The sequence below is a fragment of the Sphingorhabdus arenilitoris genome (assembly GCF_042651485.1).
In the GTDB taxonomy this organism is placed as follows: domain Bacteria; phylum Pseudomonadota; class Alphaproteobacteria; order Sphingomonadales; family Sphingomonadaceae; genus Sphingorhabdus_B; species Sphingorhabdus_B arenilitoris.
Genome location: NZ_JBHSDH010000013.1, coordinates 533,175 through 552,132, shown reverse-complemented (window position 1 = coordinate 552,132; position 18,958 = coordinate 533,175). Strand labels below are relative to the sequence as shown.

General features: G+C 53.6%; 18 protein-coding genes and 1 tRNA gene. 17 read left to right on the top strand and 2 right to left on the bottom strand.

All coding sequences use genetic code 11. The features are described 5' to 3' along the window. The first annotated feature begins 6 nt into the window (after positions 1–6). On the top strand, positions 7–1,536 hold the full coding sequence (locus ACFOWX_RS06785; protein ID WP_381422539.1) for an aminoacyl--tRNA ligase-related protein: 1,530 nt from the start codon (positions 7–9) through the stop codon (positions 1,534–1,536). Then, positions 1,520–3,901, top strand: a complete 2,382-nt coding sequence (gene rnr, locus ACFOWX_RS06780) for a ribonuclease R (protein WP_381422537.1) — start codon at positions 1,520–1,522, stop codon at positions 3,899–3,901. The genes ACFOWX_RS06785 and rnr overlap by 17 nt, the downstream gene beginning before the upstream one ends. On the opposite strand, the gene ACFOWX_RS06775 is transcribed toward rnr, so the two are convergent. Beyond that, positions 3,898–4,353, bottom strand: coding sequence for a universal stress protein (locus tag ACFOWX_RS06775; RefSeq protein WP_381422535.1), 456 nt, complete (start codon positions 4,351–4,353; stop codon positions 3,898–3,900). The two genes, rnr and ACFOWX_RS06775, sit on opposite strands and share 4 nt — an antisense overlap. 135 nt (positions 4,354–4,488) lie before the next feature. Between ACFOWX_RS06775 and ACFOWX_RS06770 the strand changes: the two genes are divergently transcribed. The 7 genes from ACFOWX_RS06770 (at position 4,489) to ACFOWX_RS06740 (ending at position 10,600) form a co-directional block, all read left to right on the top strand. Then, positions 4,489–5,778, top strand: coding sequence for a pyruvate dehydrogenase complex dihydrolipoamide acetyltransferase (locus ACFOWX_RS06770; RefSeq protein ID WP_381424950.1), 1,290 nt, complete (start codon positions 4,489–4,491; stop codon positions 5,776–5,778). Positions 5,779–5,976: 198 nt separating this feature from the next. Then, the gene (locus ACFOWX_RS06765) at positions 5,977–6,474 is read left to right on the top strand and encodes an endonuclease domain-containing protein (RefSeq protein WP_381422533.1); all 498 of its coding nucleotides are present in this window, start codon (positions 5,977–5,979) and stop codon (positions 6,472–6,474) included. Between the two features lie 5 nt (positions 6,475–6,479). Further along, positions 6,480–7,892 (top strand): dihydrolipoyl dehydrogenase, encoded by a 1,413-nt coding sequence (lpdA, locus tag ACFOWX_RS06760; RefSeq protein WP_381422531.1) that lies wholly within the window; start codon positions 6,480–6,482, stop codon positions 7,890–7,892. Further along, positions 7,889–8,560: a phosphatase PAP2 family protein gene (locus ACFOWX_RS06755; RefSeq protein ID WP_381422529.1), complete on the top strand. Its 672-nt coding sequence runs from the start codon at positions 7,889–7,891 to the stop codon at positions 8,558–8,560. The genes lpdA and ACFOWX_RS06755 overlap by 4 nt, the downstream gene beginning before the upstream one ends. Next, on the top strand, positions 8,517–9,425 hold the full coding sequence (locus ACFOWX_RS06750) for an aminotransferase class IV (protein ID WP_381422527.1): 909 nt from the start codon (positions 8,517–8,519) through the stop codon (positions 9,423–9,425). The genes ACFOWX_RS06755 and ACFOWX_RS06750 overlap by 44 nt, the downstream gene beginning before the upstream one ends. Beyond that, complete coding sequence (locus ACFOWX_RS06745; protein ID WP_381422525.1) at positions 9,422–10,153, top strand: sulfotransferase-like domain-containing protein; 732 nt, start codon at positions 9,422–9,424, stop codon at positions 10,151–10,153. The genes ACFOWX_RS06750 and ACFOWX_RS06745 overlap by 4 nt, the downstream gene beginning before the upstream one ends. Before the next feature lie 105 nt (positions 10,154–10,258). Beyond that, positions 10,259–10,600 carry a hypothetical protein gene (locus ACFOWX_RS06740; RefSeq protein WP_381422523.1) on the top strand — a complete coding sequence of 114 codons (342 nt, stop codon included), beginning with the start codon at positions 10,259–10,261 and terminating at the stop codon, positions 10,598–10,600. 183 nt (positions 10,601–10,783) lie between these two features. On the opposite strand, the gene ACFOWX_RS06735 is transcribed toward ACFOWX_RS06740, so the two are convergent. Then, a tRNA-Ser gene (locus ACFOWX_RS06735) sits at positions 10,784–10,873 on the bottom strand. A 179-nt stretch (positions 10,874–11,052) separates the two neighbouring features. On the opposite strand from ACFOWX_RS06735, the gene ACFOWX_RS06730 reads away from it, so the two are divergent. From ACFOWX_RS06730 to ACFOWX_RS06695, 8 genes are all read left to right on the top strand, one after another. Then, positions 11,053–12,096, top strand: a complete 1,044-nt coding sequence (locus tag ACFOWX_RS06730) for a lytic murein transglycosylase (RefSeq protein WP_381422521.1) — start codon at positions 11,053–11,055, stop codon at positions 12,094–12,096. After that, a complete protein-coding gene (locus ACFOWX_RS06725) occupies positions 12,080–13,129 on the top strand; it encodes a septal ring lytic transglycosylase RlpA family protein (protein WP_381422519.1) in 1,050 nt (349 codons plus the stop codon). The genes ACFOWX_RS06730 and ACFOWX_RS06725 overlap by 17 nt, the downstream gene beginning before the upstream one ends. 63 nt (positions 13,130–13,192) lie before the next feature. Next, on the top strand, positions 13,193–14,335 hold the full coding sequence (locus tag ACFOWX_RS06720; RefSeq protein ID WP_381422517.1) for a D-alanyl-D-alanine carboxypeptidase family protein: 1,143 nt from the start codon (positions 13,193–13,195) through the stop codon (positions 14,333–14,335). Beyond that, positions 14,335–14,964, top strand: a complete 630-nt coding sequence (gene tmk / locus ACFOWX_RS06715; protein WP_381424948.1) for a dTMP kinase — start codon at positions 14,335–14,337, stop codon at positions 14,962–14,964. The genes ACFOWX_RS06720 and tmk overlap by 1 nt, the downstream gene beginning before the upstream one ends. Further along, on the top strand, positions 14,961–15,923 hold the full coding sequence (locus tag ACFOWX_RS06710) for a DNA polymerase III subunit delta' (protein ID WP_381422515.1): 963 nt from the start codon (positions 14,961–14,963) through the stop codon (positions 15,921–15,923). The genes tmk and ACFOWX_RS06710 overlap by 4 nt, the downstream gene beginning before the upstream one ends. A 30-nt stretch (positions 15,924–15,953) precedes the next feature. Further along, entirely contained in the window at positions 15,954–17,546 is a 1,593-nt protein-coding gene (gene metG, locus ACFOWX_RS06705; protein WP_381422513.1) for a methionine--tRNA ligase, read from the top strand. Next, complete coding sequence (locus ACFOWX_RS06700; protein WP_381422511.1) at positions 17,546–18,322, top strand: TatD family hydrolase; 777 nt, start codon at positions 17,546–17,548, stop codon at positions 18,320–18,322. Before metG ends, ACFOWX_RS06700 begins: the two co-directional genes overlap by 1 nt. Next, complete coding sequence (locus ACFOWX_RS06695) at positions 18,316–18,915, top strand: retropepsin-like aspartic protease family protein (RefSeq protein WP_381422509.1); 600 nt, start codon at positions 18,316–18,318, stop codon at positions 18,913–18,915. The genes ACFOWX_RS06700 and ACFOWX_RS06695 overlap by 7 nt, the downstream gene beginning before the upstream one ends. The last annotated feature ends 43 nt before the right edge of the window (positions 18,916–18,958 follow it).

The following is an 18,958-nucleotide window of genomic DNA, read 5'->3' as shown; positions in this document are numbered from 1 at the left end:
CATAGTTTGATAAAACACGCTCTTCAGGCGCGGCGCGCCACCGATTTTGCCAAATGGTATCAAGAGGTCATTTCTGAAGCCGACTTGGCCGAGGAGTCCGGCGTGCGCGGCTGTATGGTTATCAAGCCATGGGGCTATGGCATTTGGGAACGTATACAAAAGCTAATGGATGCCGAGATCAAGAAGGCAGGCATCGATAATTGCTATTTCCCATTATTCATTCCGTTATCCTATTTTGAAAAAGAGGCAGACCATGTTGACGGTTTTGCCAAAGAAATGGCCGTCGTCACTCATCACCGGTTAAAGGCTGTTGATGGTAAGCTGGTGCCCGACCCAGATTCAAAACTTGAAGAGCCGCTGGTCGTGCGGCCTACTTCAGAAACGGTGATCGGCGCGGCGATGGCGCGGTGGGTGCAAAGCTGGCGCAATTTGCCGTTGATGGTCAACCAATGGGCGAATGTGGTGCGCTGGGAAATGCGCACCCGGATGTTTTTGCGAACCAGCGAGTTTTTGTGGCAAGAAGGCCATACCGCCCATGCCGATGAAGCCGGCGCTATGTCCGAAATGTTACGAGCGCTGGAAATGTACCGGGCCTTTGCCGAAGGCCCGCTTGCCATGCCAGTGATCGCGGGCGAGAAGCCGGAGCATGAACGGTTTCCGGGCGCTGTGACAACTTTCTCTATCGAAGCCATGATGCAAGACGGCAAGGCGCTGCAGGCCGGGACATCGCATTATTTGGGGACGAGTTTTGCCGAGGCCGCTGGAATCAAATATCAGGATAAAAGCGGCAATCAGCAGCTGTGTCACACCACCAGCTGGGGCACGTCGACCCGCATGATTGGCGGGGTCATCATGACACATGGCGACGATGATGGTTTGCGCTGTCCGCCGCAAATTGCGCCTCATCAAATCGTTATCATCCCCATGTTGCGGGAAAAAGATGCCGATGAAGATCAAGCTGTTCTGGATTATGCGAAATCGCTGAAATCGAAGCTGGACGAGCGAACTGCTTTTGGTGAACCGGTGCGAGCATTGCTTGATATTCGCAGTGAAAAGGCGGCAACAAAGCGTTGGTCATGGGTGAAAAAAGGTGCGCCGTTAATTGTCGAAATTGGCCCCCGGGATGTCGAAGGCGGCAAATTGGCGCTTATCAGGCGCGATCAATTATATAATGATGACGGCCGCCTTGCGACGCGCTTTCCCGAAAAACAAAGCTTTATCGAAGAGGCTGGCGCGTTGCTTGAGGATATACAGAGCAGCTTACACCGCGAAGCTGATCTTAGGCTCCATGACAATATTCACAGGGATATTACAGATATAAAAGAATTTTATGATCACGCAGGTAGCTATCCGGGCTGGGTCGAGGTACAGTGGTCAAAGCCCAGCGGTGCTGCTTTGGACAAGATAGTAGAGCAATTGAAAGAGTTGAAATTGACGATGCGTAATGTCCCTCTGGATGCCAGCCCGGCGGATGGTGCCTGTTATTTCACCGGCGAACCAGCCGTCGAGCGGATATTAATTGGCCGGGCCTATTAATTTGGCGAAGCACCCACCCAAAAAAGCCAAGAAGCGTCCTGCCGCTCAGAACGAAATGCCAAGCCGGGAGCAGGTGATGGCATTTATCGAAACCAGCAAAGGATCAGCCGGTAAGCGGGAAATTGCTCGCGCATTTGGGTTGAAGGGTCAGGAGAAAATTGCACTTAAGGCATTGTTGCGGGACATGACCGATGAGGGTTTGGTTGATCTCGCGCCGGGCCGTGCTTTTCACAAAATGGGCGGCTTGCCGCGAGTGACGGTTCTGAAAATCGTCGAGATTGACGGCAATCAACCCATAGCGGTTCCAGAACGGTGGGAGGCAGACGGCATAGCCCTGCCCAAATTGCGGGTTATTGAAAAAGGACGGCGCGGTGCATTGGGCGTGGGTGACCGAATATTGGCCCGGACCGAGGAAGCTGGAAATGGATGGTTGGCGCATCCGGTGAAGAAATTAGGCAAGGCCAGCGAACAAATATTGGGCGTGGTCGAGGCCGCTGGAAATGGCCGTTTCTGGTTAAAATCGACCGATAAAAAAATGCGTTATGACACGCCTATCAATTCTTTGGGAGACGCAAAGGCGGGTGATTTGGTGCTCGCAGAGACCACTGGCGGCGCCCGTAAATCTGCCAAAATAACCGAAGTGCTCGGTGATACGTTTGCACCCAAAAGCTTCAGCATGATTGCAATTCATAAATATGGCATTCCCGATGTATTTAGCGAAGAGGTGGAAGCGGAAGCTGCTGCTGTCTCGAAGCTGCCAATCACCGCCGATCAACGCGAAGATTTGAGGCATTTGCCGATCATCGCAATTGATCCGCGTGATGCGCGTGACTTTGACGATGCCATTTGGGCCGCGCCTGACGATGATGCGGGCAACCCCGGCGGTTACCGTGCAATCATTTGTATTGCCGATGTCAGCTATTATGTCCGCCCGGGCAGTGCATTGGACAAAGAGGCGGTAAGGCGGGGCAATAGCGTATATTTCCCCGATCTAGTGGTGCCGATGCTGCCGCATAGCCTGTCTTCTGACAAATGCTCATTGCGTCAGGGTGAGGACAGGGCGGTGATGGCTTGCCATTTGGTTATCGATAAAAATGGCAAAGTGACGTCATGGCGTTTCACCCGCGCAGTCGCCCGCATAGCCGCCAATATCGCTTATGAAGATGCGCAGGCGGCTGTCGATGGGAAGCTGCCGCACGAGATGCTGGAGCCTGCATTAAAGCCGTTATGGGCTTGCTGGAAATTGTTGTTTAAGGCGCGTCAAAACCGTGAGCCGCTTGCCATTGATATGCCGGAACGGCGGATCACCCTCGATGAAAAGGGCAGGGTAACGGGTGTTGCCGTCCGTGAAACGCTCGACGCCAACCGTTTGGTTGAGGATTTTATGATCGCCGCGAATGTTGCGGCCGCAAAGGCGCTAGAGGCGAAAAAATCGCCGCTAATCTATCGCGCACATGAAGAGCCGAGCCGTGAAAAGCTGATCGCTTTGAAAGATTATTTGAAAAGTTACGATATTTCATTTGCCATGGGTCAGGTCATAAAACCATCCACTTTCAATACGATATTACGCAAAATCGAGAAAGATGATGAAATACGGCCGCAGATCATGGAATCTGTTTTGCGGAGCCAGACACAGGCTTACTATAGCCCGCTCAACATGGGGCATTTTGGGTTGGCATTAACCAGCTACGCGCATTTCACTTCGCCTATCCGCCGCTATGCTGATTTGATTGTCCACCGCGCTTTGGTTGGCGCTTATAATTTGGAAATGCCAAAGCCAAAAGACAAAGCGATCAAGCCGGAAACGGCGTTGAGCAAAGCCGAAATTACCAAGCTATCCGCGATTTCGGAAGCGATCAGCCGCACCGAGCGCCGAGCGATGGAGGCTGAACGCGAAACCACCGATCGCTATGTCGCCGCCTATTTGGCACAATATGTCGGAGAGATTGTCGAAACCCGGATTACGGGTGTCCAAAATTTCGGATTTTTCGCTACTGTTGAAGGTATTGGCGGCGATGGTTTAGTACCAGTGTCAACATTGGGCAGTGACTATTTTATCTATCAGGAGGCCAGTCAATCCCTGATTGGCGAACGAACCGGTCAAGAATATCGCCCGGGAATGAAAATCAAATTGCGCCTTGTTGAGGCCAATCCGGTTAGCGGTGCTCTTCGTTTTTCCGTACCGTCGGCCAGCGGCGGCGGCGGCTATAAACCTGACGATTCCGGGCCGGAAGGTGACAAAGAGAACCGAAAGGCGACCCATAGTCCAGATAAGACTGGGTCAAACGGCAATAAACCGAAGAAATATAAGGTAAATCGGCGAGGACGTCCGGCCAACATCCGGCATAAGGGCCGCAAAGCTTAGCTGATCGCGTCGATCCGTTCGTCCGACATTGACCCTGGCACAACGATCACCGGGCAATTTAACGTGCCAGCATGGGTTGCGGCAAAATAAGTCACAAGTGGTCCAGGAGACCCGTCAGCGGCGGCACCCAAAACCAGTGCTGCGATGTCGTTATTTTCTTCCAGCATCTTTCTCACCACTTCGATTCCTTCACCCGCTTTCACGGTGATGCTGGGCCTGATCCCTGATTCTTGGAATAATGCACCGGCGGCGCTGGCGACCAATTCTTCGGCTCTGCTTAATGCCTCGGCCTCCATCGTTGCCTGTACGCCGCCCCAAGCCAAGAAATCGGCCTGTTCAACCAATGCCAAGATATGCACATTGCCGTGGGTCTTGGCGGCCCGGCGGGATGCAAAACGCAAGGCAAGCCGTGCCTCTTCAGTCTCATCAATCACCACCATATATGTGCGCATAAACCCGTCCCTATGTTTTTTATCAGTAAAGTCTGCGCGAAAATCATGCCTCTTGCAACCATTAGCGACTTGACGTTGGGGAAAGTCGCGCTCTATCGGGAAACACCGAAAACAAGTTTCAACAAAGGCCCGTCTATGCCCATCGAATTGAAAATGCCCGCCCTGTCTCCAACGATGGAGGAGGGAACTCTTGCCAAATGGTTGGTGAAAGAGGGCGACAGTGTTTCATCGGGCGATTTGATGGCAGAAATTGAAACCGATAAAGCCACAATGGAGTTTGAGGCAGTCGACGAAGGTGTCATTGCCAAGATCCTGGTTCCCGAGGGCACTGATAACGTCAAAGTTGGTGAAGTCATTGCCCTTATCGCCGAAGAGGGCGAGGATGTGGACGCAGCGGCCAGCGGCGCCACGTCAGCGGCTACTCCAAAAGCTGAGCCGGCACCGGCGCCAGCTGCATTAGCTTCGCCGCCTGCTGCCCCGTCCGCCGCGCCAGTGACAGCGGCTCCATCAACTTCGGCGGGTGACCGGGTTAAGGCAAGCCCGCTGGCAAAACGTATTGCCTCAGACAAGGGCATTGATCTGACGCAAATTACCGGCACAGGACCCGGCGGCCGCATTGTAAAGGCCGATGTTGAGGGTGCATCCACCGGCACGGCCGCAACGCCGGCTTCTGCTCCTCCTGCCGCTGCACCGGTGCCTTCCTCCGCACCCGCGCCGGTTCAAGCGGATGAAAATATCCCGCATACGATTGAGAAACTGTCGAATATGCGCAAAACCATCGCCCGCCGCTTGACCGAAAGCAAGCAGCAGGTGCCGCATATTTACCTGACCGTCGATATCAATCTCGACAAATTGCTGAAGCTGCGCAGCGAATTGAACGCCGCGCTGGAGCCGCAGGGCGTGAAGCTTTCGGTCAACGATTTGCTGATCAAGGCGCTGGCCAAATCGCTGATCGCTGTGCCCAAATGCAATGTCAGTTTTGCAGGCGATACGCTGATCAAATATGAACGCGCCGATATTTCGGTCGCGGTTAGCATGGAAAACGGCTTAATTACCCCGATTATTCAAGGGGCGGATAGCAAAGCCGTCAGCGCGATTTCCACTGAGATGAAAGAACTCGCCGGCCGCGCCAAAGAAGGCAAGCTGATGCCGCATGAATATCAAGGCGGTACGGCTTCGCTGTCCAATATGGGCATGTTCGGTATCAAGCAATTCGAAGCTGTGATTAACCCGCCGCAAGCGATGATCATGGCGATCGGCGCAGGGGAGAAGCGGCCCTATATCGTCGATGATGCGCTTGCTGTCGCAACCGTAATGAGCGCAACAGGTTCGTTTGACCACCGCGCGATTGATGGAGCCGACGGCGCGGAGCTGATGAAGATGTTTAAGGCATTGTGTGAGGCGCCGCTGGGGTTGGTGGCTTGAGCAAACGCCACTATCTCTTGGCCTTACCATTGGCAGGATTTTGTACGTTCTTGATGCTTGTCTGGCTGGCGAATAGAATGGTCGTTCATGACGCTCCGGACGATGTTTGGTCAAAGATATCCTACATGCCTTTCGAAGCGGCTGTAGGTTTTGCGATGTTCTATGTTTCAATCTTGGCGACGATTAAGGTTATCAAGCATGTCGTCGAATAACCCCTCTCCCCTTGCGGGAGAGGAAGGGGCCCGCGCCGAAGGCGTGGGAGGGAGAGGGTGCGGTTGCTACACACCCGACCACCAACTTCACGCCCGCCACGCTTTGATGACCGAACGAACCAAAGCCATGCGTGGGGAACCAACCGAGGCCGAAAAGCGGCTATGGTCCATTTTGCGCGGAAAACGGCTTGCCGGCAGCAAGTGGCGAAATCAGGTCAATTTCGAAGACCGCTACATCGCCGATTTTGTCTGTTTCCAACGTCGCCTGATCGTTGAGGCTGATGGCGGACAGCATAGCGAAAACAGCTATGATGAACAGCGTGACCGTTGGTTTGAAGCCCAGGGTTTCAGGGTTTTGCGCTTCTGGAACAATGATATTCTATCGAATAGTGAGGGCGTTACGAGCATTATCCTCGCAGCGCTTGAAACCACCCCCTCTCCCCAAACCCCTCTCCCGCAAGGGGAGAGGGACTTAAGAAAGTAACGTGCATGTCTAACTATGATCTAATTGTTCTCGGTTCCGGACCCGGTGGCTATGTTGCCGCTATCCGAGCTGCGCAGCTTGGTTTGAAGGTGGCCATCGTGGAACGCGAAAATCTGGGCGGTATCTGCCTCAATTGGGGCTGTATTCCCACCAAGGCGTTGCTCCGTTCGGCAGAGATCAAGCATTATATGGACCATGCGTCGGCCTATGGTTTGAAGGTCGCAGGCACTATTGAGGCGGATTTGGACGCGGTGGTAAAGCGCTCTCGCGGCGTGGCGAAGCAGCTTAATCAGGGCATCGGCCATTTGATGAAGAAGAATAAAATCACCGTCCATATGGGCGATGGCAGCATCACCGCGCCGGGTAAGCTGATCGTCAAAGGCGAAAAGGGCGAAGAAAAGCTTGAGGCCAAGCATATCATCATCGCCACCGGCGCGCGCGCCCGCGACCTGCCCTTTGCCCCTGCGGATGGCAAGCGCATCTGGACATACCGCCATGCGATGGTGCCCGCCGAAATGCCCACCAAGCTGCTGGTTATTGGTTCTGGGGCGATTGGTATTGAATTTGCCAGCTTCTATAATGACATGGGCGCGGATGTGACCGTTGTGGAAATGATGGACCGCATTGTGCCCGTCGAAGACGCCGATGTGTCCACTTTCCTTGAAAAATCGCTTACCAAGCAGGGTATGAAAATCCTAACCGGCGCGGGCGTTGATGCGTTGAAAGCGAGCGCAACCGGGGTTTCTGCAACCATCAAGACCAAGGACGGCAAAAGCGCATCCCATGCGTTCAGCCACTGCATCGTTGCCATCGGCATTGTGCCGAACAGCGAGAATATCGGGCTGGAGGCGCTCAAAATCGAAACCGAGCGCGGCCATATTAAAACCGACCCGATGTGCCGCACGAACGTGCCCGGCATTTGGGCAATTGGCGACATTACCGCGCCGCCATGGCTTGCGCATAAGGCGAGCCACGAAGGCGTGATTGCCGCCGAAGCAATTGCGCAAGCAATGGGCAACAAGGATGTCCACCCGCATGCGATGGATGTGCGCAATATCCCGGGATGCACTTACTGTCATCCTCAAGTCGCGAGCGTTGGCCTCACGGAAGCCAAGGCGAAGGAAGCGGGTTATAGCGTCAAGGTGGGGAACTTCCCCTTCATCGGCAATGGCAAGGCAATTGCGCTGGGGGAAGCGGATGGGTTTATCAAAACCGTGTTCGACGCCAAGACCGGCGAGCTGCTCGGCGCGCATATGGTCGGCGCAGAGGTGACCGAGCTGATCCAAGGCTATACCATTGGCAAGCAAGCCGAACTGGTCGAGCAAGACTTCATGCAAACCGTCTTCCCGCACCCGACCTTGAGCGAGATGATGCACGAAAGCGTGCTCGGCGCTTATGGCAAAATGCTGCATATGTGAGCAAGGTGGCGCGCGCCTTGCCTCTTTTGGGGTTAGCGGCCATCTTATTGGCGCTAACGGCGGTGCTAGGCTTTGCGGTTGATGCGGGCTGGATTGCCGGGGTTGATCTGGCGCTGTCGCAGGCGCTTAACTTGCGTGCCGGGATTTCTCCCGATTGGCTGATTGCCGCGACGCAAGCCGTGAGTTGGATTGGCGGCGGCACGCAGCGCTATCTGATGGTCGCGTTGCTGGCTTTGGCCCTGTGGCGCTATTGGGGGGCAGGGGCTGGGCTGGCGATGGGGCTGACCTCGCTTTTCTCCAGCATCGCTTCTGACGCGGCAAAGCTTTATTTTGCGCGGCCAAGGCCAGAACTGGTGCCGCATCTCGACCCCATTACCAGCTTTGCATATACCAGCGGCCATTCGGCAAGCGCGGCGACGGTCTATCTGCTTTTCATCCTTTTAATGCCCGGTAAAGTTCATCCCGGCTGGCAAGCTGCGGCCGCCGCGCTGATCCTGCTGACTGGCCTGTCGCGTGTCATGCTGGGCGTGCATTGGCCGAGTGATGTGCTTGGCGGGTGGATGTTGGGCGCTGGCTTTGCCGTAGGCGCTTATGCAATAATACAGACGAAAAAGGAGGCCAAATTTGGCAAAGGGAACACAGGACTTCACGCCCGATCCGCGCAATGAACATATCCTTATCAACGTCAACGGCGTGCTCACGCCGCGCGCCGAGGCGGTTGTGTCGGTGTTCGACAGCGGTTTTATGCTGGGCGACGGCGTGTGGGAGGGCATCCGCGCCTATAAGGGAAAGATGGTGTTCCTTAAGGAGCATCTCGACCGGCTTTGGGAAGGCGCGAAGGCCATCGCAATGGATATCGGGGTTGGCCGGGAAGAGCTGATCGAGCGGCTTGAGCAAACCATTGCGGCCAATAAAATGGAGGAATGCCATATCAGGCTTATGGTAACCAGAGGCGTGCGCTCAACCCCGTATCAGGACCCGCGCACCGTGGTGACGCCCGCAACAATCGTGATCATCGCTGAGGTAAAGGAGCCTCATAATGAGGTGATAGAGCAGGGCATTTCGCTCTTCACCGTCCATGTGCGGCGCGGCGATCCGGCGGTGCAAGATCCCAAACTGAACAGCCATTCTAAGCTTAATTGCATAACTGCTTGTATTCAGGCAGCAGAGGCGGGCGCCAATGAAGGCTTGATGCTCGATCCGCATGGCTTTGTTGCAACTTGCAATTCGACGCATTTCTTTATCGTGCGCAAAGGCGAGGTGTGGACTTCAACTGGCGATTATTGCTTGGGCGGGATTACCCGGGGCAATGTCATCCGCATCTGCCGGGAGGAGGGCATACCGGTGTTTGAAAAGAATTTTTCGCTAACCGAGGTTTATAGCGCAGAGGAAGCCTTTGTGACAGGAACGATGGCGGGGGTCTGCCCCGTTCACACTATCGACGGCCGCGTGATCAGCGATGGCCGTGGGCCAATGGTCGAACGCTTGCAGGGTCTGTATAAACGCCTGATTGAGCGGGACATTTCTGCATGAGCGCGCCTGTCCGTATCGCAATGTGGTCTGGCCCGCGTAATATCTCCACCGCGATGATGCGCAGCTTCTCCTCACGCGCAGATTGCGCTGTCACTGACGAGCCATTTTACGGCTGTTACCTGCGGCAATCTGGTGAGCGGCAACCAATGGCCGATGAGGTCATGGCGTCGATGGATTGTGACTGGAATAGCGTGAAGACGGCGATGCGCGGCTCGGTTCCGGGCAACAAAACAGTTTGGTATCAGAAACATATGCCGCATCATATGATCGGCGATATCGACATCTCCGATTTTCCAGAGCACATCCATTGTTTCTTAATCCGCGACCCCCGGCTTGTGGTCGCCAGCTACGCCGTAAAGGGCATTGCGGTGACACCCGACCATCTGGGATTGGCGCGGCAAACGCTCTATTTTAAGCAGGAGGCAGACAGGCTCGGCCATGCGCCGCCCGTCGTCGACAGTAATGATATTTTGGCGGACCCCGCGGCGATTTTGTCGCAGCTCTGCGCGGCGATTGGCATAACATGGGACGACGCCATGCTGCATTGGCCAATGGGGCGGCATCCGTCTGACGGCATTTGGGCAAGCCATTGGTATGCCGCCGTTGAAAATAGTACCGGCTTTGGCCAACCCACGGCAATATCCCCGCTATCGGCCGATCAACAGGCTGTGGCTGATCAATGTTGGGCGGATTATGAGTTTTTGGCGCAGCATAAAATAGGCACATGACCTGCAACATTTGCAACATTTGCAACAATTTCTCATGTTGAAATAATTGCAGCAGATGTTCAATTTATGCTATAAACCTAGCAATCGTTTTTAGGGGATCATAACATGATAAGCTATGGAGTCGCAATTTTCCTGAGCATGGCCGCTGCGGGCAATCCGCTTGATGATGCGCGTAAGGCCTATAATAATTGCTTGGTCGAACTGCATAATAAAAATGTCGATGCAAAAACATCGGCGAGCGGTTTCCGCAAGGCTGCGGAAGAAAACTGCACTGACGAACGTAAAGCCTATATCGACATCATGATTGCCGAGGAAAAGCGTTATGGTTCAAGCCAAGCCGAAGCAACCGAATATGCGACAGAAGAGGCAGATGCAGTGTCCGGCAGCATTACGTCAGCTTACGCGGAAAATGCCGATAAATCCATCAAGCTGATCCCGGAACCATAAAGCAAAGGTTTATAGGGCGCATCCGCATTCGAAGCGGGTATGGGCAGAAACGTAATTTGCGCGATCCGAATTTGAACTCGGAAACAGCTTCGTCGTTGCAGGATTGGGCGTCTTCGATCCCATGGCCCGTGGGACTAGAATTTCCCAGCAAAGGTAACTTGCCGTTTCATGGAATATTAAAATTGGCGGACAGGGTGGGATTCGAACCCACGGAGAGCTTGCACCCTCGCCGGTTTTCAAGACCGGTGCCTTAAACCACTCGGCCACCTGTCCGCGCTATTTTTTCGGTGATCATGTCATCGAAGTTGCAGCGCTTATCCTGTGCCGATTGTGATTTCAAGGCCTGTTTGGCGGCAGGCATGAGATAAAACGGCCCAGATATCGGATTAATAGGGATTCCCATCGGAATCGCGATGTGCCACTACAGCATTAACTATCATCAGGGGAATGACATGGCTCTATCGCGCATCGGCTCCATCAAATTTGGCTTGGCCTTACTGGCCGGGGCAGCGGTCATGACACAGGCCAGTGTTGCGCAGAGCCAGAGCAGCGGCTTTCAACAATATCTTGATAGCGTGCGAACCAAAGCATTGGCCGAAGGTGTCAGTCAGGCGACGTTGAACCGGGCGCTGTCGTCAATCAATTACAACGACCGGGTTGTTCGGTTGGACCGGTCACAGCCCGAAACGCAGCCCAATAAACCCATCCCCGACTTTGCACCTTACAAGCGCACCCATGTTAACCCCGACAGAATAAGGCGCGGCCAAGATAAGTATAAAGCGCTACGTCCGATGCTGGAGCGGATTGAGCGGGAAACCGGTGTGCCCGAAGAAATCATGATTGCCATTTATGGCCATGAAACCAATTACGGCGCCTATACTGGTAACTTTAATGCTCCGGAAGCCTTGGCCTCGCTGGCCTATGAAGGGCGCCGACGCGACCTGTTTGAGGCGGAGCTGATCGCAGTGTTGAAAATGATTGATCGGGGCGTTCCGCAATATGCCATCACGGGCAGCTGGGCTGGCGCATTAGGAAAGCCGCAGTTTCTGCCCTCTGTTTACTTACGCTTGGCCAAGGATGGCGATGGTGATGGCTATGCCGATATATGGAATAGTGAAGTTGACGCGATGACATCCATTGCCAATTATTTTGTTAATTCCGGTTGGCGCAGGGATCAAGTGTGGGGTTTTGCCGTCGATGTGCCTGGCAATTTGAACCGTCAGGCTATTGCCTCCAAAATCACTTCGCCACGTTGTGAGCGAGTTTTTGCGCGGCATAGCCAATATAAAACGGTGGCTGAATGGAAACGCTTGGGCATTGTCCCGCAACAAGGCTATTGGCCCAGCGACGATATGCTCGCCGCATTGATTGAACCCGATGGCGTTGGAAAAACGGCATATTTACTCGGTAGCAACTATCGTGTGATATTGGATTATAACTGTTCCAATTTTTACGCATTGTCCGTGGGGTTGTTAGCCGATGAAATACGCCAGTAAAGTTATCATTCTGTCCGCTGCTGCGGCCGCATTATCGTCGTGCGGAGGCAGGGGCGGCTTAACTGATGTCGCTACCCCGCCTCAATCCGCGTCGGCTCAGCAGGGGACTGTATCGGATTATCCGCAAAAGCTGGGCGAGCCTTATCAAATAGACGGCAAAAGTTACACACCGGAGGATGTCGCATCCTATGATGACGTTGGCTATGCGAGCTATTATGGCCGGGAACTCGCCGGTCGTCCAACCGCCAATGGAGAGCCATTTAACCCTGCCGGCATAACAGCAGCGCATAAAACGCTTCCGCTGGCGAGTTATGTTGAAGTGACCGCGCTTGATACTGGCAAAACGATATTGGTCCGGGTGAATGATCGGGGTCCGTTTGCAAATGACCGTTTGATTGACCTTTCCGAAGGTGCAGCCCGGGAACTCGGCATATTGGAACAGGGCGTGGCCGGCGTTCGTGTCCGCAAAGTCAATCCGCCCGAACAGGAAAGAGCGGCATTGCGCGGAGGGTTATCAGCGCCAGCTAGGATCGCTACACCAGAATCGCTGTTGAAAGTATTGCGGGGCAATCTCGCAAAATTGCCAAAGCCTGCTCCGGTAAGCCAAGCAAGCCGGGCAGTGCCAGTCATAGCTAGCACAAGCAACACAGCGCCTGCCGCGCGCGATGGCCGGTTCATTCGGGAAGGGAGCCGCCCCAGCGCAGCGCCCACTCGTCAAGCAGCACCCGTTCGCAGCGCCGATGGCCGCTTCGTGCGTGAAGGCGCAGGAACGCCCCAATCGGTGAGCCCGTCAGTAACTGGTTCTTCAGGAGCTGGGTCTTCAGGTAGCTATGTTGTCCAGGTCGCGTCTTTTTCATCGCGGCCGCGTGCCGACGCTCTGGCCCGCAAACTGGGCGCTACTGTGATGGCAAGCGCCGATGGCAATCTTTTCCGTGTCCGCTATGGCCCTTACGCAAGCGAGACAGAGGCGGAAAACGGGCTGGCAACAGCTCGGAAACGCGGCTATTCCGACGCAAAGATATTCCGCGAGTGACTCGTTTTTTGACAAACGATTGACTGCCGGAATTGCACGGTCGGTCAGGAAGTAAGGTCAAAAATGAATAGAAATTTCGCAATCATCTTAGCCGCGCCGCTCATGCTTTGTGGCGCGGCCAAGGCAAATCCGACTTATGATAGCGCAGCGCCAATTGCCTATATGATCGACCTGTCATCAGGTGCGATATTGTTCGACAAGGATTCCGACCGGCAAATCCCCCCTGCGTCCATGGCAAAGATGATGTCCGCTTATGTGGTGATGGACAAAATCAAAAACGGTTCTTTACCGCTGAATAAGAAAATTACGGTCACACCCGAAATATGGCAAAAATGGAATAATCAGGGTTCAACCATGTTCCTTGCGTCGGGAGAGCAGGTGTCGGTTGAGAATTTGATGCACGGGATGGTGACATTGTCCGGCAATGACGCATCGGTTGCTCTGGCCGTTGGCATTTCGGGTTCCGAAGAAGCGTTTGTCGCGGAGATGAATAAAACGGCCAAGCGGATCGGCCTTAAAAACAGCCGCTTTGGCACCGCAAATGGCTGGCCGGATGAAGGTCGCACCATGGTGACTGCGCAAGATCTGGCAATATTGGCCCGCCGTACGATTGAGGATTTCCCTGATCTTTATGCCAAATTTTATGGCAAGAAGGAGTTTACCTGGGGCGGGATAACACAGCCTGATCGCAATCCATTACTTGGTAAAATTGCGGGGGCCGATGGTTTGAAAACGGGCCATACGGAGGAAGCAGGATATTGTTTCACGGGCACCGCTGTTCAAAATGGACGGCGCTTAATCCTCGTGGTGGCAGGATTGGATAGCTATAATGGCCGCATAACCGAGTCCACCAATTTCATGAATTGGGGGTTTAGCGCCTGGACATCGAAGCCGGTTTTCAAAAAGGGCGATGCGATTGCCGATATTCCGGTGCAATTGGGAAGTGAGACCAGCCTGAAACTAACTGCTCCGCGCAACATGGCCGTGACCATGCCCGCCGATAAGGCATCGGGTTATAAGCTATTGATCCGCTATAAAGGCCCCGTCAAAGCACCGATTGCAATGGGCGATCAGGTCGCGAGCTTGGTCGTTAAATTAAACGATGGCAGTGAACAGGTATCGCCGCTTTATGCTGGAGAAGCAGTCGCCGAAGCTGGGTTTTTTGGACGGGTTTGGAACGGCTTAAAGTCGCTATTTTCGGCCTGATGACAAAAGGGCGCTTTCTATCAGTTGAAGGCGGAGAGGGCGTTGGGAAATCAACGCAAATTTCGGCGCTGGCAAAGGCAATTCGGGGGCATGGACATGATGTGATCATCACCCGCGAACCCGGAGGCACAGAAGGCGCTGAAGCTATTCGTAGCCTGCTTTTGAGTGGCAGCGCGGGCAGGTGGCAGGTAAGGGCAGAGGCACTGCTTTTTGCCGCAGCACGCAGTGACCATGTCGAACGGCTGATAAAACCCGCGATAGACAGCGGGAAATGGGTGATATCCGACCGGTTTTTGGAAAGCAGCCGTGCCTATCAAGGCGATGGATCAGGGCTATTGGATAGCGAGATCATGCAATTGCACGCGATCGGCAGTGGCGGGTTCCTGCCTGATCGGACGTTGATTTTGCAATTGGACGAGGCCGAAGCAAGTCGCCGCGCGGCGCAGCGCGATGGCGATACACCTGACAGGATCGGGGGCAGGGACGCAGCCTTTCACGCCATGGTCCATCAAGCATTTGTCCGCTTTGCGCAAGAAGAGCCTGATAGAATTTATCTGGTGGACGCAGGCGGCGACCCCGACACCGTCACCAAACGGTTAGTATCCGCGATATCGGATCTGCTGATATGACCGACTTTGTTGGTCATGATGATAATATGCGCGCTTTTACAGCGGCCTTTTCATCCGGGCGGTTGCATCATGGTTGGATATTGGCTGGACCAAGAGGGCTCGGGAAAGCTGGTTTTGCGCGCAATGCAGCCAAAATACTGGTCGATCCGGGTGGGCAATATGAAGACCAGATTGAACGAGGCATTCATCCCGACGTTATCACCGTCGAACGTCCACTCAAAGACCCACCGAAAGAAGGGGAGGATATTGATCCTGCGGCGGAAAAAAAGCGGAGCATCGGTGTTGATCAGATACGGGCGCTCCAAAACCGTTTAGTCACGCGGCCCGGTTTGTCGGACAAACGCGCGGTCATTATCGATGCCGCCGATGATATGGAGCGCAATGCCGCAAACGCGCTGTTGAAATCATTGGAAGAGCCGCCTGCCGGCACATATTTTTTCCTTATTAGCCATTCCAGCGCCCGTTTATTGCCGACCATCCGTTCGCGCTGTCAAAGCTTGCGTTTTGAACCGTTGAGCGATGGCGATATGGAGGCGGTGCTGCGCCAGGCGTTCCCTGATATGGACACAGAAAGCCTTCATATGTTGGCGCGGGCCGGGGCGGGGTCGCCGGGACAGGCCATGGAATATGCTGGCCTTGAAATGGACGCGCTAGAAAAAGATATGCTGGCAATTGTTCAGTCAGGCGACCCCAGCAATGCGATCCGCGCCGCCATGGCCGCCAAACTGACCACCAAAGCGGCGCAATCCAAATACGAAGCTTTTTTGCGCCGCGCTCCGCAATTAATTGCTCAGCAAGCGGCGCAGATGAATGCACAATCAGTTGAGTCTGCATTACAAGCATGGGAAGATGCAAATATACTTGCAGCGCGGGCCATTGGGGTAAGTTTGGAAAAGCAAAGCGTTGTTTTGCAAATGGGGACCTTGCTGGCTTCACTGCAAACGCATAAAGACCGTTGAAACACCCTCTCATTGCTTTTTTGGAATTGTATGTCTCAGCCGCTTTATATCACCACCGCAATCAGTTACCCCAATGGCCCGCCGCATATTGGTCATGCCTATGAAGCCATTGCCTGCGATGTGCTTGCCCGGTTCCACCGAATGCAGGGCCGCGATGTGCGTTTTCAAACCGGCACAGATGAACATGGCCTCAAAATGGCGCAAACCGCCGAAAAAAAAGGTGTTAGCCCGCAAGCGTTAGCGGATGAAATGAGTAGTAAATTCAAGGTGATGTGCGACGAACTGAATATATCCTATGATAATTTTCAACGCACGACTGATCCCGCGCATCACCGGGCCAGCCAGGCTATTTGGCAGGCGATGGCTGCCAAGGGCGACCTATATTCTGACACCTATGAAGGATGGTATTCGGTTCGCGACGAAGCCTATTATGACGAAAGCGAACTGATTGATGCGGAGGGTGAAGACGGAAAAAAAATCCGTTTATCGCCGCAGGGAACGCCGGTCGAATGGACGGTTGAGGAAAGCTGGTTCTTCCGCTTGTCCAACTATGGCGATGCATTGCTAAAGCTGTTCCGTGAAAATCCTGAGTTTCTGGAGCCTGAAAGCCGCCGGAACGAGATGGTTAAATTTGTCGAAGGCGGCCTTCGGGATCTGAGCATTTCGCGCACCAGTTTTGATTGGGGGGTGAAGGTTCCGGGCAGTGATAATCATGTCATGTATGTTTGGGTGGATGCGCTAACTAACTATCTGACTGGGCTTGGTTATCCCGACATGGATGGTAATTTCGGGAAATATTGGCGCGAAGACGGCGATATGCTTCATATCATCGGCAAGGATATCGTCCGTTTCCATAGCATTTATTGGCCGGCATTTTTGATGAGCGCCAATTTGCCGCTGCCCAGTAAAGTGTTTGGCCATGGTTTTCTGCTTAACCGGGGCGAGAAAATGTCGAAATCGGTCGGCAATGTCGTTGACCCGTTGGCGCTGGCAAATGCCTTCGGCGTGGATCAACTGCGCTATTTTCTGATGGCAGATGTAGTATTTGGAAAAGATGGTAGTTATTCCGCAGAAGCCATTGTTACCAAAGCAAATGCAGATCTTGCCAATAGCTTTGGCAATCTGGCGCAGCGTACATTATCGATGATCTTCAAAAATATGGATGGCGCCTTGACAAGCTTTGAAAGCAATGTCGATGACACGCGGCTGCGCCAGATAGTTGCCGATGCTTGTAAGATTGAACTACCCAGAGAGTTTACCGCGCTTAATTTTTCTGCAGGTATTGATGCATGGATGCGGGCAGTTTTTGCCTGCAACCAATATGTCGATGATCAGGCACCATGGGCGCTGAAGAAAAGCGATCCAGACCGGATGAAAGCGGTTTTGATGACGTTGTTTATGGCAATCCGTGACCTGTCCATTGCAATACGTCCGGTGGTCCCGGCGGCGGCCGATGCTATATTGGATCAAATGGGTGTTGACGCAGAAGTTCGGGGCTATGCTGCGCTCGACGATGAAAGCTGGTTCTCCGATCTCGTCAGCAGCAATTTTCAATTGAACCAACCAAAAGGCGCGTTTCCGCGTTTGGAAATGCCAACCAGCGGGGAAGGGGAGGCTATCTGATGCTTGTCGATTCCCATTGTCATCTAAATTATAAGGGTATAGCCGAACAGCAGGGAGAGGTGCTGGAGCGAGCGAGAGCGCGCGGCGTGACCGCGATGCTGAATATTTCCACTCGGGAAAGCGAGTGGGATGAAGTGATTGGTCTTGCCGAGATACATGATGACATTTGGGCGTCGGTGGGCATACATCCGCATGAGGCGGACGCTCATCCAGATATCGATGCTGCCAAATTGATCCAGCGAGCTGCGCATCACCGGGTCATTGGAATTGGCGAAACCGGGCTTGATTATTATTATGACAAGAGCGACCGAAAACAGCAGCAGGAAAGCTTTCGCAGTCACATATATGCTGCCCGGCAAACTGGCCTGCCGATCATCATCCACACCCGCGATGCAGAGGAAGATACAGCGGGTATATTATCCGAAGAAATGGAGCAGGGCGCATTTAAGGGCGTTATTCATTGTTTTACCGCCAGCGCCGATTTCGGGCGGAAAGCATTGGATTTAGGGCTCTATATTTCACTGTCAGGTATTGTGACCTTCAAAAATGCCGCCGATTTGCAACAAGTGGCGAAATGGGTACCCAAAGATAGGTTGCTGGTAGAAACAGATGCACCGTTTCTTGCCCCGGTCCCGCATCGCGGCAAAACGGGTGAGCCTGGATTCGTCGCCGATACCGCTGCATTCATTGCCCAATTGCGCGGCGAAGATACCGAAGAATTGCAGGATATTACGGCACGAAACTTCTATAATTTGTTCGATAAGGCGGTATGCTGATGGAGACAGGCGGGCAAATTTTATACGCAATTGGCGCATTGTCGTTGGTCGTCATGGCTTTGGTGTCGCGCCGTATTTCGATGGGCGAAACATTGCGGATGGCGCTGGGTTGGATTGCGATATTTGCGGTTCTATTCGTCCTTTTCAGTTTTCGCAGCGAGTTTAAACAAATCTGGAACCGGGTCACATCTGACCTCGCCGGCACAGCAAATCAAAGCGTCACGGGCTCCACCGTAGAAATCACGCGCGGCGATGATGGCCATTTCTCCCTAGTGGCTGAGATAAATGGCCGCTCAGTGCCGTTTTTGATCGACAGCGGCGCAACGATTACGACATTATCCAGCGAAAGCGCCCAAGCCGCAGGCGTAGAGTTTGATCGCTCCGATTACCCCGTCATCGTCAGCACCGCGAATGGTAGAGCAAAGTCGTGGCGAGCAACGGTTGGAAATATGAAGGTGGAAACAATATCATTGGATAACCTAAATGTTCACGTGTCGGACAATTTGGGTGAAGTGAATCTTTTGGGTATGAATTTTCTCGATCAACTCGGCAGTTGGCGCGTACAGGGCGATAAGATGATCTTAGAACCGTGAGGGGGCCGGAGCGATGCTCGGTAGTATATTTAATTTAACATAA

Bases quoted from the DNA above. Each gene is read 5' to 3' on its own strand.
- ACFOWX_RS06765 (WP_381422533.1), top strand. From the start codon at position 5,977: ATGTCGTCGAATAACCCCTCTCCCCTTGCGGGAGAGGAAGGGGCCCGC.
- ACFOWX_RS06745 (WP_381422525.1), top strand. From the start codon at position 9,422: ATGAGCGCGCCTGTCCGTATCGCAATGTGGTCTGGCCCGCGTAATATC.
- metG (WP_381422513.1), top strand. From the start codon at position 15,954: ATGTCTCAGCCGCTTTATATCACCACCGCAATCAGTTACCCCAATGGC.
- ACFOWX_RS06720 (WP_381422517.1), top strand. From the start codon at position 13,193: ATGAATAGAAATTTCGCAATCATCTTAGCCGCGCCGCTCATGCTTTGT.
- ACFOWX_RS06710 (WP_381422515.1), top strand. From the start codon at position 14,961: ATGACCGACTTTGTTGGTCATGATGATAATATGCGCGCTTTTACAGCG.
- ACFOWX_RS06700 (WP_381422511.1), top strand. From the start codon at position 17,546: ATGCTTGTCGATTCCCATTGTCATCTAAATTATAAGGGTATAGCCGAA.
- ACFOWX_RS06730 (WP_381422521.1), top strand. From the start codon at position 11,053: ATGGCTCTATCGCGCATCGGCTCCATCAAATTTGGCTTGGCCTTACTG.
- tmk (WP_381424948.1), top strand. From the start codon at position 14,335: ATGACAAAAGGGCGCTTTCTATCAGTTGAAGGCGGAGAGGGCGTTGGG.
- ACFOWX_RS06695 (WP_381422509.1), top strand. From the start codon at position 18,316: ATGCTGATGGAGACAGGCGGGCAAATTTTATACGCAATTGGCGCATTG.
- ACFOWX_RS06775 (WP_381422535.1), bottom strand. From the start codon at position 4,353: ATGCGCACATATATGGTGGTGATTGATGAGACTGAAGAGGCACGGCTT.
- lpdA (WP_381422531.1), top strand. From the start codon at position 6,480: ATGTCTAACTATGATCTAATTGTTCTCGGTTCCGGACCCGGTGGCTAT.
- ACFOWX_RS06770 (WP_381424950.1), top strand. From the start codon at position 4,489: ATGCCCATCGAATTGAAAATGCCCGCCCTGTCTCCAACGATGGAGGAG.
- ACFOWX_RS06725 (WP_381422519.1), top strand. From the start codon at position 12,080: ATGAAATACGCCAGTAAAGTTATCATTCTGTCCGCTGCTGCGGCCGCA.
- ACFOWX_RS06740 (WP_381422523.1), top strand. From the start codon at position 10,259: ATGATAAGCTATGGAGTCGCAATTTTCCTGAGCATGGCCGCTGCGGGC.